The 15,395-nt window shown below is 62.7% G+C and carries 12 protein-coding genes; 3 read left to right on the top strand and 9 right to left on the bottom strand.

What is annotated here, in order from left to right:
• Positions 1 to 7 precede the first annotated feature (7 nt).
• Together alaS and recA are read right to left on the bottom strand one after the other, a co-directional pair.
• Positions 8 to 2,686, bottom strand: a complete 2,679-nt coding sequence (gene alaS / locus KH208_RS04525) for an alanine--tRNA ligase (RefSeq protein WP_291434213.1) — start codon at positions 2,684 to 2,686, stop codon at positions 8 to 10.
• A 249-nt stretch (positions 2,687 to 2,935) separates the two neighbouring features.
• A complete protein-coding gene (gene recA / locus KH208_RS04520; RefSeq protein WP_291434212.1) occupies positions 2,936 to 4,033 on the bottom strand; it encodes a recombinase RecA in 1,098 nt (365 codons plus the stop codon).
• Between the two features lie 357 nt (positions 4,034 to 4,390).
• On the opposite strand from recA, the gene KH208_RS04515 reads away from it, so the two are divergent.
• The 3 genes from KH208_RS04515 to KH208_RS04505 all read left to right on the top strand — a co-directional run bounded on the left by KH208_RS04515 (position 4,391) and on the right by KH208_RS04505 (position 7,911).
• A complete protein-coding gene (locus KH208_RS04515) occupies positions 4,391 to 5,488 on the top strand; it encodes a tRNA(5-methylaminomethyl-2-thiouridylate) methyltransferase (RefSeq protein WP_291434211.1) in 1,098 nt (365 codons plus the stop codon).
• 157 nt (positions 5,489 to 5,645) lie between these two features.
• Positions 5,646 to 6,008 (top strand): RNA polymerase-binding protein DksA, encoded by a 363-nt coding sequence (dksA, locus tag KH208_RS04510; RefSeq protein ID WP_291434210.1) that lies wholly within the window; start codon positions 5,646 to 5,648, stop codon positions 6,006 to 6,008.
• Positions 6,009 to 6,240: 232 nt separating this feature from the next.
• On the top strand, positions 6,241 to 7,911 hold the full coding sequence (locus KH208_RS04505) for an NFACT RNA binding domain-containing protein (protein WP_291434209.1): 1,671 nt from the start codon (positions 6,241 to 6,243) through the stop codon (positions 7,909 to 7,911).
• 52 nt (positions 7,912 to 7,963) lie between these two features.
• Here the strand turns inward: KH208_RS04505 and KH208_RS04500 are convergent, their stop codons facing one another.
• The 7 genes from KH208_RS04500 to KH208_RS04470 all read right to left on the bottom strand — a co-directional run bounded on the left by KH208_RS04500 (position 7,964) and on the right by KH208_RS04470 (position 14,967).
• Entirely contained in the window at positions 7,964 to 8,428 is a 465-nt protein-coding gene (locus KH208_RS04500) for a YbaK/EbsC family protein (protein WP_291434208.1), read from the bottom strand.
• A gap of 76 nt (positions 8,429 to 8,504) precedes the next feature.
• Positions 8,505 to 8,933, bottom strand: a complete 429-nt coding sequence (locus KH208_RS04495) for a DMT family transporter (RefSeq protein ID WP_291434207.1) — start codon at positions 8,931 to 8,933, stop codon at positions 8,505 to 8,507.
• A 183-nt stretch (positions 8,934 to 9,116) separates the two neighbouring features.
• Complete coding sequence (locus KH208_RS04490; protein ID WP_291434206.1) at positions 9,117 to 10,070, bottom strand: carbohydrate kinase family protein; 954 nt, start codon at positions 10,068 to 10,070, stop codon at positions 9,117 to 9,119.
• Between the two features lie 95 nt (positions 10,071 to 10,165).
• Positions 10,166 to 10,489, bottom strand: a complete 324-nt coding sequence (cutA, locus tag KH208_RS04485; RefSeq protein WP_291434204.1) for a divalent-cation tolerance protein CutA — start codon at positions 10,487 to 10,489, stop codon at positions 10,166 to 10,168.
• A gap of 131 nt (positions 10,490 to 10,620) precedes the next feature.
• Positions 10,621 to 13,194 (bottom strand): response regulator, encoded by a 2,574-nt coding sequence (locus KH208_RS04480; protein WP_291434203.1) that lies wholly within the window; start codon positions 13,192 to 13,194, stop codon positions 10,621 to 10,623.
• Between the two features lie 308 nt (positions 13,195 to 13,502).
• Positions 13,503 to 13,853, bottom strand: coding sequence for an Hpt domain-containing protein (locus KH208_RS04475; protein ID WP_291434201.1), 351 nt, complete (start codon positions 13,851 to 13,853; stop codon positions 13,503 to 13,505).
• A gap of 10 nt (positions 13,854 to 13,863) precedes the next feature.
• The gene (locus KH208_RS04470) at positions 13,864 to 14,967 is read right to left on the bottom strand and encodes an HD domain-containing phosphohydrolase (RefSeq protein WP_291434199.1); all 1,104 of its coding nucleotides are present in this window, start codon (positions 14,965 to 14,967) and stop codon (positions 13,864 to 13,866) included.
• Positions 14,968 to 15,395: the final 428 nt, after the last annotated feature.

Raw genomic sequence — 15,395 nt, 5'->3', positions numbered from 1 at the left:
TATGTCCTTATTTTTCAATCAGAGTTTTCAGTACGGCAAAGGCCTCGTCAATGCCCTCGGGCCTGGTGCCGCCCGCCTGGGCCAGATCCGGGCGGCCGCCGCCCGCGCCGCCGCAGGGCGCGGCCACTTCCTTGATCAGGGCCGGAGCCGTGAAGCGGCCGTGCAAATCTTTGGAGACATAGAGCAGCAGGCCCACCTTGCCTTCTTCCACCGTGGCCAGGCAGGCCACCCCGGCGCTGGAAAGGCGCGAGCGCACGTCGTCCATGATCTCGCGCAGGGCCTTGACCGGCACGTTTTCCAGACGCGCGGCCAACAGGCGCACGCCGTTGACCTCCTCGGCCCGGCGCAGCAGGTCCGCGCCCGTCACAGGCGCGGCGGCGGCCTTTTCCGAGGCCTTGCGCATTTTCTTGACTTCCGTCTGCAAGGTCTGTACGCGCTCGGCCAGCTGACCGGGTTTGGATTTGAGCAGACCGGCCAGGGCCGCGGCTTCGGCGCGCTGTTCCACAGCCAGGCCGTAAGCGTTCCAGCCGGTGACAGCCTCAATGCGGCGGGTTCCGGCGGCCACGCCGGTTTCAGCCACGATCAGGAAGGAGCCGGCCTGGCCGGTGCGGCTGAGATGGGTGCCGCCGCAGAGTTCCACGGATTCGGGCTCCCGGCCTTCGCATCCCACAGTAAGGACACGCACGGTTTCGCCGTATTTCTCGCCGAACAGGGCCATGGCCCCTCCGGCCAGGGCTTCCTCGCGCGGCATTTCGCGCGCGGCCACCGGCAGATCGGCCATAATGGCGCGGTTGACGTCGCGTTCCACGGCGGCCAGCTCCTCCGGGGTCAGGGCCGTAATATGCGAAAAGTCGAAGCGCAGGCGCCGGCTGTCCACCAGGGAACCGGCCTGCTTGACGTGTGTGCCCAGCGTCCGGCGCAGGGCCGCGTGCAGCAGATGGGTGCAGGTATGGTTGCGGGCAGTGGACTGACGGCTGTCCGCGTCCACGCTGAGAGTCGCTTCCTGCCCCAGATGCACTTCGCCGCGCAACACTTCGATTTCATGGACAATGAGATCCGGCGCGGGCTTGCGGGCGGTCAGCACTCCAGCCTCGCCCGACACGACGGCAAGCAGCCCGGCGTCGCCCGCCTGGCCGCCGGATTCGCCGTAAAACGGCGTTTTTTCCGTGACGGCAAAGCCTGTTTCGCCTTCGCCCAGGTGGTCCACGGGCACGCCCCCGGCGTCCAGCAGAGCCGTGACCGGACTTGCGGCCGTAAGGCTTTCATAGCCCACAAAGACGCTACGCAGACCGTCGTCGGCCAGCTTTTTGAAGGCCGCGTCGCCCTCGCCCGCGCCCTGGCCCAGCAGGCCGCCCTTTTTCTGGTGCTCGCGGGCGCGTTCGCGCTGTTCGCGCATGTGGGCCTCAAAGCCCGACCCGTCCGCCGTAAAGCCGCGCTTGCCCGCCACGTCCGTGACGATGTCCAGGGGGAAACCGTACGTATCGTAGAGCTTGAAGCAGAATGCGCCCGGGATGACAGTCTGCCCGGCGGCTTCCAGGCGTTGCAGCTCTTCTTCCAGCAGGTGCAGGCCCTTTTCCAGGGTCAGGGAGAAGCGCTGTTCCTCCTCGAAGACCGCGCGGTCGATGAAGTCCGCGCTCTCCAGAAGATCGGGATAGGCCTCGCCCATGACTTCCGTGACCTTGCGGGCCACCTTGTGCATGAAGGGTTCATGCACGCCCATGAGCGTGGCAAAGCGCAGGGCCCGGCGGATCAGGCGGCGCAGCACGTACCCCCGGTTTTCATTGGAGGGCAGCACGCCCTCGGCGATGAGAAAGGCGGCGGAACGGCTGTGGTCGGCGATGACGCGCAGGGCCGTGTCCACGTCGTTGGTGTCCGGCGCGCTGAAGCTGTAGGTCACGCCCGCCAGCCCGGCCGCGTACTGGATGATTTCCTGAAAGAGGTCGCAGTCGAAATTGGAGCGCTTGCCCTGGCAGACCGCGGCGATGCGCTCCAGGCCCATGCCGGTGTCGATGTTGGGCGCGGCCAGCAGAGCGCGGCTGCCGTCGGCGGCCTGATCGAACTGGGTGAAGACCAGATTCCAGATTTCCAGAAAGCGGTCGCAATCGCACTTGCCGATGCCGCAGTCCGGCCCGCAGGACATGTCCTCGCCCTGATCGATATAGATTTCGGAACAGGGGCCGCAGGGGCCGGTGTCGCCCATGGTCCAGAAGTTGTCCTTCTCACCCATGCGGATGATGCGCGCGTCGGTAAGCCCGGCCACGTCCTTCCAGATCTCGGCGGCCTCGTCGTCCTCGCGGAAGACCGTGACCCAGAGTTTTTCCTTGGGCAGTTGCAGTTCTTCGGTCACGAACTGCCAGGCCCAGGCAATGGCCTCGCGCTTGAAGTAGTCGCCGAAGGAAAAATTGCCCAGCATTTCGAAAAAGGTGTGGTGGCGCGCGGTGCGGCCCACGTTTTCCAGGTCGTTGTGCTTGCCGGACACGCGCAGGCATTTCTGACAGGAAGCCGCGCGGGTGTAGGCGCGCTTTTCCTCGCCCAGAAAGAGCTTTTTAAACTGGACCATGCCCGCGTTGGTGAACAGAAGGCTGGGGTCATTGGGCGGGATCAGCGGCCCGGAAGGCACGATTTCGTGCCGGTGGCGCAGAAAAAAGTCCAGATAACGGCGGCGGATTTCTTGGGCAGTCAGCATACGGGCTCCGTGGCGGCTGCACCCGGCCGAAACTGCAACGGCCGGGGAAAGGATTACGGCCGGGGGATGCCCCCGGGTCCAGGCTGATGACAAAGTCCGCTTCGCGGCCTTTGCGCCGCCGGCGGCGGAGCCGCCGGGCGGAAAAACACGAAAATCGCTCGTCTTACGGCGCGGCACGTCCTGCTCGCGTTTTTCGATTTCGTTGGCGTTGTCAACGCTCTTTGGCCGGGGGATGCCCCCGGCCTCAAACTACTCGTATTCCGGCGTGGCCGGGGAATCCAATGGGGCAGCGCCTTCGTCCAGATCCTCGGCGTTGGGCGTGAACTCCTTGGGATGCATGCCCAGAAATTCAATGACCTTGGCCTCGACCTGATTGCGCAGATCCAGGTTTTCATCCAGCAGGGCACGCACCTTTTCCCGGCCCTGGCCCAACTTTTCGGAACCAAAGGCGAACCAGGAGCCGCTCTGCTCGATGATCTTGGCCTCGATGCCCAGGTCCAGCAACTCGCCGGAACGGGAAATGCCCTGGCCGTACAGGATGTCAAAGGTGGCGATGCGGAAGGGCGGGGCCACCTTGTTCTTGACCACCTTGACCTTGGTGCGCGAGCCGAAGGCTTCGTCCTTGTCCTTGAGGGTCTGGATGCGGCGGATGTCCATGCGCACCGAGGAGTAGAACTTGAGCGCGTTGCCGCCGGTGGTGGTTTCCGGGCTGCCGTAGCCCTGCACGCCGATCTTCATGCGGATCTGGTTGATGAAGATCACCGAGGTGCGCGATTTGTGGATGGTGCCGGTGAGACGGCGCATGGCGTGGGACATGAGGCGGGCATGGCCGCCCACCTGGGTTTCGCCCATGTCGCCTTCCAGTTCGGCCTGGGGAATCAGGGCCGCCACCGAGTCGATGACCACCATATCCACCGCGCCGGAGCGCACCAGCATGTCCGCAATGTCCAGGGCCTGTTCGCCGTAATCCGGCTGGGAGATGAGCAGTTCGTCGGTATTCACGCCCAGACGCCGGGCATAGGCCACGTCCAGGGCGTGCTCGGCGTCCACAAAGGCGCAGGTGCCCCCCAGCTTCTGGCATTCGGCGATGATGTGCAGGGTGAGCGTGGTTTTGCCCGAGGATTCGGGCCCGAAAATTTCCGTGACGCGCCCGCGCGGAATACCGCCCACGCCCAGGGCCAGGTCCAGGCCGATGGAACCCGTGGGGATCACGGGAATATCCACCTGCACGTCGTCGGACAATTTCATCACCGCGCCCTTGCCGTATTTGCGCTCAATGGTGGACAGCGCGGTGCTCAGGGCTTCGGCGCGGGCGTCTTCAGGGCTCAAGGCCGGTTTTTTGGCCATACTGCTGTTGCTCCAGGTAAAAGATATCGCAAGCATCGGCATGGCCGACGCGACCGGGGCTCAGAAACGAGCCGTGACTTTTCGTCCGCAGGGCGCCCCACAGAGGCATCACGTGCCGCACGCGGCATGACTTGCGGAGACGAAAAACGGCGCAAATGCCGCCACGCGGCCTTTGCCGTCAGTCCGGATATTCAAGCGCACCATAATAACAAAGCACCCGGCGCAAGGCAAATCCCCTTTCGCCCTATGGCTGGCCGCATTCTAACTTAACAGAGATAATTATCAATAGCTGGAATGCCGGACTTTTCCGAGCAAAAGCCTTGCCTTTGAGCGCGTCCTTCGCGTACAAAGCCGGGCATGACTGCAACGCCGGACGTTATCGTACTTTTTTCCGGCGGCCTGGACAGCATCCTGGCCGCCAAGCTGCTGGAAGACCAGGGACTGAAGGTGCGCTGCCTGCACTGCGTCTCGCCCTTTTTCGGGGATGAAGCCGCGTTGCCGCGCTGGCGGCGGCTGCACAATCTGGACATTGTCAGCCTGGACGTCAGCGAGGATTTCGCGGCCCTGCTGCGCCGCCGCCCTGTTCACGGTTTCGGCAAGGTCATGAACCCTTGCGTGGACTGCAAGATCCTGCTGCTGCGCCACGCCCGCCTGTATATGGAAGCCGTGGGCGCACGCCTGCTGGCCTCGGGCGAGGTGCTGGGCCAGCGCCCCATGTCCCAGCGACGCGACACCCTGCATGTGATCCCGCGCGACGCGGGCGTGGCCGGCCTGCTGCTGCGCCCGCTCTGCGCCCGGCTGCTGGCCCCTACCCCGGCCGAGGAAAGCGGCCTGGTGGACCGCTCGCGCCTGCTGTCCATTTCCGGACGCGGGCGCGGCGAACAACTGGCCCTGGCCGGGCGCTTCGCTCTTAAGGAAATTCCCACTCCCGGCGGCGGCTGCCGCCTGACCGAACGGGAAAACGCCCGGCGCTACTGGCCCGTGCTCACGCGCCGCGCCGACGCCGGGCCGTCCCTGGCAGAGGATTTCGCGCTGGCAAATCTGGGGCGGCAGTTCTGGCGGCAGGAAGACGGGCGCGACTACTGGTGCAGCGTGGGCCGCAACAACACGGACAACAAGCGTCTGGCGGCGGCCGCCGGGCCGGAAGACGCCCTGCTCAGCCTGACGGGCCTGCCCGGCCCTCTGGGTCTGGCACGCCGGGGCGCAACCTGGCCGCGTCCCCTGCTGGAGGAAGCCGCCGCCCTGACCGCCTCATACGCGCCCAAGGCCGTGGCCGCCGGCGGCCTCACCGCCCTGCGCGCTTCCTGGAAGAACGGCGGCCTGGAACTGGCCGTCCCGCCGCACCGCGCGGGCACGCTCTGGGCCGAGCCTTCCTGGGAAGAGGTACGGGCCGAAATCCGCGAAGAAGCGCGCCTCAGGCGGGAAATCCCTCCCGGGTCCGCCTCCGGAGCCTGAGCCGCGCCGCTGGCGCAAGCGGGCGCGACTTTCCCTTTCTGAAGACGACGGCTCTTTACAAAAGCGCCTTTTGCAGCTATACATTCCTATTGCAATCTAGAGAAGTTTATATGCCGAACCGATATCGTGCAAACGATACAACCCGGCCGGAGGATATATGGACCACAAGGACCTTGAATTTTTCCGCAAACTCCTGTCCGAGATGCTGGAGGAAGCCCAACAGAAGGGCGACAGCACCATCGAGGAGCTTACCGACAGCAATGAAGTCTTCGCCGACCCGGCGGACCGGGCCACGGCCGAGTCCGACCGTGCCTTCACCCTGCGCATCCGCGACCGCGAACGTCGCCTGATCCGCAAGATTCAGGCCGCCCGACAACGCATCGACGACGGCACCTACGGCATCTGCGAGGAATGCGGCGAGGAAATCAGCATTCCCCGCCTCAAAGCCCGGCCGGTGACGCGTCTGTGCATCAACTGCAAGGCCAAGCAGGAAGAGGACGAACACCTTCGCGGGGATTAGGACGGCCGCGTAAAACGCGTCTTTTGCCGTCTGGACAGCGCCAGCGGACCGGCGCGGCCCGGGTCTGTACTGTTTTGTACTATCCCCGAGCCGCGCCGGTCCGCTTTCTTGCCGGATAACAAAATCCATCGTTTTGCACGGCCGTCCAGTCCCGGAGAGGCCGCTTCCGTAATCTTGTAATTTTCATCCCGCAATTCCCATCCCGCTGCTCAGACGGAATTTTTCATGGTCAATGACGCGGCGGGAACGGGGCGCGCCGCTGTTGCCGCCCGGCCCGTTCCGCTGTAGTCTCCCGCGCATGGACGCCCATCTTTTTCGCCGTTTCTGCGACCTGCTGATCCCGCTGCTCACCGGCGCGCGCCTGGAAAAATTCCAGGAACCCGCGCCGGGCATCCTGACCCTGACTTTTTACGGCGCGGGCCGCAAGCGTCAGCTCTGCCTGCGCTTCGGGCGCAAGGAGCCCTTCTGCTTTCTGACCGAAAGCCGGATCAGCGCGGGGCACGCGCCCACGGCCCGGCTCATGCGCCTGCGCAAGTACGCGGCCGACCGCCGGGTGGCCGCCTGCGTGCCGCAGTTCTGGCAGCGCAGGCTCTGGCTGTTGCCGGGCGGAGCGGCCGGGGCCGCGCCGGGCACAAGCCTGACCTGGCTGTTGCTGGACCTGCGCGAGGGCGCGTCCCTGCATTTTCTGGATGCCCAGACCGGGCCGGAGACGGAAGACGCGCGCTGGCCCGCGCCCGCCGAACTGGCCCAGGCCCGCAGCGACTGGCGGCAGTGGCCCGTGCTCACGCCCGCCCTGCGCCGCAGCCTGGAGCGGATGGAGGAACCCGAACAGTGGGCCCTGCTGGAAGATCTGCGCGTGGGCGGGGGCGATGTTTTTCTCTACAGCGCCGAGGGATCTGACGGCCTTCGGGGCGGTTGCGGAGACATCCGCTCCGTCTCGGCCTGGCCCCTGCCGCCGGACCTGCGCGGCGGTCTGAAAGAGGAAAGCGGCCCGGACGTCCTGTCCCTGCTGGAGCGGGCCGGGCAGAGCCTGGTGCTGGAGCGCCTGGCCAGGGACAAGGCCGTGGCCGCCGCCCTGCCGCTGACCCGGCGTGGCCGCAAGCTGGATCGCCTGCTGGACAAACTGCGGGAGGAAGAAGCCCGGCTCACGGCCATGTGCGCGGCCCGGGCCGACGCCCTGGCCCTGCGGGAAAACCTCTGGCGCTGGCCCGCGGAGTTACGCGCGCCCCTTGTCGATGTGCCGGAAACGGAACACAGCCCGGCGAGGGAGATCAGGCTGGACCCGCGCTATACAGTGCGCGAAGCCATGGAACGGCTTTTTCACACCGCCCGGCGCGGGCAGCGCGGCCTGGAGCATCTGGCCCAACGCCGCGCGGCTCTGGAAGCCGAAGCCGCAGCCCTGGAACGCGCGCGCCGGGAAAGTCTGGCGGGCATATCAGGCGGGGATGCGGACAAGGCGGATTCCGCCTTCGGTCCGGGAGAAGCAATGCGCCGGCCCCTGCCCGGCGGTTTGCCCAAAAACGTGCAGCTCTTTATCAGCGAGGACGGCTTCGCCCTGCTGCGGGGCCGCGACGCCAAGGGCAATCTGGCGGCGCGCAAGCTGGCGGCGCCCCATGATCTCTGGCTGCACGCCGACAACGGCCCCGGCTCGCATGTGATCATCCGGCGGGCTCATGGCGGCCAGCCCGTGCCCGAGCGCACCCTGGACCAGGCCGGGGGCCTGGCGGCCTGCAAAAGCTGGCAGCGCGACGCGGCCAGCGCGCGCATCATCTATGCCGAGGTGCGCCATGTGAAGCCCCTGCGCAACGCCCCGGCGGGCACCGTGCGGATAGACAAGGTATTCGCCTCGCGCGAGGTGCCCGTGGACCATGAGCTGGAAACGCGCCTGCTGCCCGGCGTATAGAGCATTTCAAAGTTAATCTGCTCTGGAGGAAATGCGCAAGCTGGGGCCGCCGTCACTCCGCCTTGCAGACGTCCACCCAGACGCCGCCGGTGACGCGTTCCAGGTCCGCCAGGGAGATTTCCACGGCGTTGTTGGGCGCGCCCGCCGCCGGATAGACCGGGTCAAAATTCTTCAGGCTTGCGTCCAGATACACGGGCACGCCCTCGGGCAGGGCAAAGGGGCAGACCCCGCCCATGGGATGGCCCACCAGGCTTTCCACGTCCTCGGCCTTGATGAAATGGGCCTTCTGGTGAAAAACATCCTTGAACTTGCGGTTGTCCAGCCGGGCCGTGCCCATGACCACCAGCACCAGCGGGCCGTCCTTGCCCAGCAGGGAAAGGGTCTTGGCGATGCGCCCAGGCTCGCAGCCCACGGCCTGCGCAGCCAGATCCACGGTGGCGCTGGAGACCTCAAACTGGCGGTAGGCCGCGCCCAGCCCATGCCGTTCCAGAAATTCCCGTACCGCATCCACCCGCATGTTTTTTCCTCCCGGCGGATATGGCCGACCCGCCGTCTCGCATTGCAACGTTATCGAAACCTTCCAGGGGCTGAGCCTAACGCCGGAACACCAGCAGCAGCCCCGCCAGCACCAGGGCAAAGCCCGCCAGCCGCCGCCAGCCGAAGGGCGTCACCGGCAGGCCGAACCAGCCGAAATTGTCGATAACCGCCGCCATGACCAGATTGCCGAAAATCATGGCCAGCACGGTGGTCAGCACGCCGATGCGCGGCACGGCGATAATGGTGTTGAGCACCATCACCGCGCCCAGGATGCCGCCGATCCACTGCCAGGGCGGCGTTTCCGTCACGCGCGGCAGCTGACCCCGGCCGAAGAAGAGCACCGCCAGAGCCAGAAAGAGCGTGCCTACCGCAAAAGAAATCAGGCTGCTTTCCAGCACGCCCACCGTGCGGCTCAAGGCCGCGTTGATAGGCGACTGCATGGCGATCATGCAGCCGGCCAGCAGCATCAGCAGAATATACAACATGGCATCTTTCTTGTCCGCATTTGAAACCATTTACACCGGAGCGCATCGTCACGGGATGGATTTTCGTGTTATATCAAGGAAAACGAACCCGCTTTGAAGGAGTGTACTCTTTTGGTACTCGACTGAAAAAGCGGATGAAGTTTGACGCGGAGATAACCGAAAAGACACCCGTGACGACGAGCGCTACGGCAGCAGTCCCTCGGGCAACGCCCCAAACACCGCCTCATAGCGCTCCCGGAACCGGGCCGGGGTATAGATGTGCTCCTGGGTGCCCATCTTTTCCAGGGCAAAGCTGGCGCTCACCGAGCCCAGCTTGGCGGCCTCGGGCATGGGCAGGCCGTGGGTCAGGCCCTTGAGCAGGCCCGCGCGGTGGGCGTCGCCCGCGCCCGTGGGGTCCACCACGCCCGCGGGCGGCACCGGCGCAATGCGCACTTCAGTGCCGTCGGCCCCGCGCACCAGCGCGCCTTCCGCGCCCAGAGTGGTCACCAGCCAGAGGGTGCGGCCCAACAGCTCGTCCTCGCTCTTGCCCGTGGCCTTGCAGATCATGTTCAGCTCATAGTCGTTGGTGATGCAGGCCAGCGACCCCTCAATGGCCGACAGCAGGTCCGCGCCGGAAAGCACGGGCAGCTGCTGGCCGGGATCATAAATATACGGCACGCCATTTTCCTTGTAGAAGGCGGGCAGGCGGCGCATGTCCTCCACATTGCCGGGCGAGACGATGGCGATGTCCGTATCCGGGTCCAGATCGGGGAAAGAGTACTGGGCGGGCAGGGTCATGGCGCCGGGATAGAAGCCGGTGATCTGGTTGCTGTTCATGTCCGTGGTGATGTAGCAGAGCGCGGTGAAAATGTCCGCGTCGCGCCGGATGCCGTCCAGGGGCAGGCCCAGCGTGCTCAGGGCTTCGGCGTAGGGCACGAAGTCGCGCCCGGCGGCGGCCACGATGACCGGCTTTTCGTCGAGCAGGGCCAGGGAATAGGCGATATTGCCCGCGCAACCGCCGCGCCGCTCGTCCATGCCGTCCACCATGAAGCTGACGTTGATCATGTGCAGCTTGTCCATCAGGATGTGGTCCTGAAAATTGCCGGGAAAAGTCATGATGCGGTCAAAGGCCAGAGAACCGGAAACATAGATGGACATGGTCGCCTCACTGTTGCGGATATATGCCGCCTCGGCCGCTTCAGGGCTGTCGCTCACTTGAGAAACGGTCTAAAGCAGATCAACGTTAAAATGCTCTATCCCACGGACGGCAGGCTGTTTTCCTCAATCCAGCGCAAAAAGGGCTGGTGCCCGGCCTCCAGGGGCAGGGCCACAATACAGGGCACTTCGTAGCTGTGCGCGCGGCGCACCGCCGCGCAAAAATCCTCAAAAGCCGCGCGCCCGACCTGGGCCAGCAGCAGGCATTCCCCGGCCTCGCGCACCTCGCCTTGCCAGCGGTAGACCGACCGCGCGCCGGGCAGCACGTTGACGCCCGCCGCCAGCCGAGCTTCCACCAGCATACGGGCCAGGTCCAGGGCTTCCCGCTCATGGGGCACGGTGACGTAAACCAGAAAGGACATGCTTCCTCCGGCGCGCCGGGAAACGGCACGAAGTTCAGTTTACACGGCAATGCCGCGCCGGTCCAGAAGCAGAGGAGAAACAGCCCGGCCGGGCGCATCCAGGGTCAGTCCTCATTAAAATGCCGCCCGCGTCAGCCTCCAAGATGCGAGGCAATCAGCCGGTACAGGGCGGCCACGTCAATGGGTTTGGCCAGATGGCCGTTCATGCCCGCCGCGGCCGCGGCCGCGATGTCCTCGGTAAAGGCATTGGCCGTCATGGCAAGAATGTGGATTGTTTCCGCGTCCGCGTGGTCCGAGGCGCGGATGGCCCGTGTGGCCTCATAGCCGCTCATGACCGGCATCTGCACGTCCATAAGAATAAGCGCATAGTGCCCGGGCTCGGAAGAAGTGAATTTTTCCAGAGCCTCCCTGCCGTCCCCGGCGCACTCGACGGCGGCCCCCGTCATTTCCAGGAATTCCTTGGCGACTTCCCGGTTGAACTCGTTGTCCTCGGCCAGCAGGATCCGCCTTCCGGAAAAGTCATATTCCCGGCGGTTGGGAATGCCCACTTCGGCCTTTGCCGGGGCATGCCGCGTTATGGAAAGAAGCGTGTCGTGCAAGGTGGAGGCGAAAAACGGTTTGTTGATAAAGGCATTGACTCCGGCCTCGCGCGCCTCCCGCTCAATGGGAGACCAGTCATAGGAGCTGATGATAATGATCAGCGTATCCGGCCCGACTTCCCGGCGGATGCGCCGCGCTGTCTCCACGCCGTCCATGTCGGGCATCTGCCAGTCAATAAGGCAGACGTCGTAGTCATCGCCGCATTCACGCGCCCGCAGGATGATATCCACGGCCTCCTTGCCGGTGAGCACCCATCTGGCGCGCAGCCCCATCCTGCCCAGCAACAGCGAGGCATGCTCGCAGGTGCCGGGGTCGTCATCCACCACCAGCACCTTGAGCGGGTCCAGAGCGGATAATTCCCGTGAGGTCTGGCGGCCGCTCAGGCCGAAGGGAAGCTCCACGGTAAATTCCGTGCCCCTGCCCTCCTTGCTTTTTACCGAAATCATGCCGCCCAGCAGGGAAACAAGGTTTTTGGTAATGGCCATGCCGAGCCCCGTGCCGCCGAACTTCGAAGCGGTGGAAGCCGTGGCCTGTTCAAAGGGCATATACAGGCGGCTGATGAATTCCTCACTCATGCCGATGCCCGTATCGCGGATAATGAAGCGGAACCGGACATTATTACGGTTTTTATGAACTTGCCGGATATCCAGCCGGATGGAGCCGCCCCTGGGCGTGAACTTGACGGCGTTGGAAAGGATGTTGATCAGAATCTGATTCAGGCGCATGACATCGCCGTTCAGCTCTTCCTCATCAACTTCAGACAGGGAGACCTCGAAATTCTGTCCCTGTTCCTGGATCTGCGGCTGAATGAGATTCACGACCCCCTGGAGGGACAAGCGAAAATTGAACGGCTCGTGCGCGATGGACAGCCTGCCCCCCTCGATCTTGGACATGTCGAGCACATCGTTGATGAGACCGAGCAGATGGCGCGAGGACTGGGCGATTTTGCCGAGGCAATCCTCAAGACGGGCCCGGTCATCCAGCCTGCTCATGGCAATGGTGGTCATGCCGATGATGGCGTTCATGGGCGTGCGGATCTCATGGGACATGTGCGAAAGAAAATTGCTTTTGGCGGCATTGGCGTTACGCGCGCTTTCGAGGGCGTCGCTCAGTGTCCGCTGATAGCCGATGGCGTCGGTCTGGTCGGCCAAAACCGTAATATAACGCTCCAGCGCGCCGTCCTGGCAAACGGGATAGACCCGGATTTTGAATTGCCGCCCGCTCTCCGCAAGCGCGACATCCCGCTCCACCGGGCCGCGCAGGCTTCCGTCGCTGAAAACGGCCCGCAGCCAGTCGCCCACATCGGGCGGCAGCAGGGAATACAGCGTATTGTTGTCCCGGTACAGTTCGTTCGAGTCCAGGCCGATGATGCGTTTGCTGTTGGAGCTGATGTATTCAAAATTTTCTTTGCTGCGGGCGATGAGAAAAACTTCATCAATATTTTCGGCCAACAGATTGAAGAGTCTCTCGCGGTACGCTATCTCCTTGTTTTTCTTGCGCTCAAGCCTGTTTGTGAAAACGATCAGCCAGATGATCAATCCCCCCATCAGCAGGGTAACCAGAATGGAGAAAATCCGTGTCCTGTCCATATCGGCCAGAATCATCGCGCTTCTGAGGTCGGCGGATTTGCCGAAACGGTTCAGCACGCTGTCCAGCGTGTCCAGATACGGAAGCACCTCACGCTTGTAGTAGGCGTTTACCTCGTCAAACGTTGCGAGACCGGCGCCGGCAGCCGCCTGGACCGCCCGCCTCCGGGCCTGCCGGAAATCACGCAATGCCCTTTCCAGAGCGCTCAGATCCTCTTTGTCACCCAGATAGAGAGTCTTGATCCTTGCAATGGAATCATTCTGCGCCTTCTCCTGCCGGTTCAGTATTTCTTCAAACTTCTCGGGGGCCAGGTCAGGCGTGGCGAGCATGGCGGGAAACGTGTTCCGCATCTCATATATGCGGGCTTTCATTTCACGCGCCTCGCGTGAAACCAGATATGGATGCTCATAGAGCGTCGCCGTTGACTCTCCCATCCGGTACATGGCGACAACCACAAAGGCCACATAACAGGCAGTGATGGCGCAAAGGCCCAGCATCCGCAGGTTTCTTGAGGACACGGCGCCGTGCTTTCCGCCGGCAACGGCCCCGCCGGTCTTTGGAAAAGGCTCTGTCGCCGCCCTGTCCGGGATTGCAGTGCGAAATTTCATAGGATCATCTCCAACCCGTTTCGCCTGCCGGCCCCTGCGGGTTCATCAGTTGTAAAAATGTCCGGCACGCCCCGCCGGGCACTACGGCGGATAACGCCTGAAATGCCCGTTTACCCGCGTTTCACGGCAATACTCCGACGGAAGCCGCAAGACAAAAAAAGCGATGTAGCAACACGCCCTGGTCCGTGCCCCCGGGCGGACACAGCCGGACCGTTGTCCTACGCGCGCAGCACCGCGCAGATTCCGTTGTAGCTGCTTGCAATCTCCGGCATCATTGTGACGGCTTCATCCCAGTTGCCTGCGCGGATGCACTGTTCCTGCCGCAGCACCAGCTTTTGCATGGTTTCGCAGCCCAGAGTGCCGCAGACGCTTTTCAGCGAATGCGCCGCGACGCCCGCCGCTTCCCGGTCACCGGCCGCAACGGCCTCCAACAGTTGGGCATAACTTTTTTCAGTAAGAAATTTTTCCAGATAGCGCTCGAGCATGGGTTCATTGCCCATAAAACGCTCCAGAGCGCCGCTCAGATTGATCCCACCCTCTTCCAGCCGCGTTTTCCTGTCCTGATCCATCTCTTCAACCTCATTCCCCGGCATCCGCCGCGCCGGTCAGGTAAAGATTGCGTATTTGGCCTTCAATAGCCTGAAAACACTCCAGAAGCCGCGGATTGAAGACGCCGCACGCTCCGCCGGAAATCATCTCGACCGCCTTGTCGAAACCGAAGGCCTCTTTGTACACCCGCTTGCTGACCAGGGCGTCGTAAACGTCGGCAATGGAGACGATCTGCGCCCAGAGGGAAATATCCCCGCCCCTGAGCCCGTCCGGATAGCCGCCCCCGTCCCAGCGCTCATGATGATGCCGGGCGATGTCATAGGCACAGTCAAAAAAGGGAAGCTCACGCATCTGGGGAATTTGCGCCAGAAGGCGGCATCCCTCGGTGGTATGCGTCTTCATTATGTCAAATTCTCTGTCGGTAAGCCGCCCGGGCTTATTCAGTATGGCGTCGGGAACGGATATCTTCCCCACGTCATGCATGATGGCGGCCAGGGAAATCTGCTCAATCGCATCCTCCGAAAAACCTTCTCCCAGCGGGGAACTCGTAAGAAAGAGGCTGGTAATGTCGTGAATCCGCCGGACATGCTCGCCGGATTCGCCGCTGCGGAATTCAATGGCCGTGGCCAGGGAGGCTATCATCCCCATGTTCAGCTTGAGGATGCGCTCGGCCTGCCGCTGTATTTCAGCCTTTTGTCGGTCGACAATATCCGCGAAACGCTCACGCGCCACAAAAAGCTCGATGACGGAGTTGACGCGGCGCCGCACGATATGGGGAGAAACAGGCTTGGGGATGACATCCATCACGCCGAGATCATAGGCCTTCTTGATAACGCGGTCGTCCGTTTCGCCCGTGATGAGAAATACGGGAATCTGGTTGACCACATTTTCTCTGCCGAGTTCCTCCAGCATGGCGATGCCTCCCATCACAGGCATAACCACATCAAGAAGAACAGCGCAGACTTCCCGCCTGCGCATCCGCAGTTTATCAAGGCCTTCCCTGCCGTTCTCCGCTGTTTCAATGGAATGAGCCGCCGCGAAAATGTTCGCCAGCACTTCGCGGTTCATTTCGTCATCGTCGACAATAAGCAGCGTGTTTGGAGCATCCGCCTGACATTTAAATGAATTTTCCATGAATATTTACGGTGAGTTATACAGCATACCACACTGTGTTTTATTCGCCGCCGTATATCATGCCGCCGTTCTTTCCTTGAAGCCATACCTTATTTAATTTCATGATTTAATTTCATGTCATGACGTTATTTAAACAAAATATGCATATAAATTTATGACTCATAATTATATAAAACATATAAACATAGTTAATTATTTTAATTTGTCTGACTTTATTTATTTACTAAATACAAACAATTTTTTTTAGATACGGAATTTTTCCGATCCCGGCAAGTGTTCCCAGGCGGTTTCCACCCGGCGGCCGCCCTGCCTCCGTACCCCCCCCAAAGTAACCTCAGCAAATACGTAAGAGAGACTTTCCCGTTGCCGGTCTGCGCGGAACAATCGCGGTATTTCGCGTGGGAAAAGGCATGAATGCTGTACGGAAT

It is taken from the genome of Desulfovibrio sp., assembly GCF_018379785.1.
Taxonomy (GTDB): Bacteria; Desulfobacterota; Desulfovibrionia; order Desulfovibrionales; family Desulfovibrionaceae; genus Desulfovibrio.
This window is presented reverse-complemented; position numbering and strand designations above follow the sequence as displayed.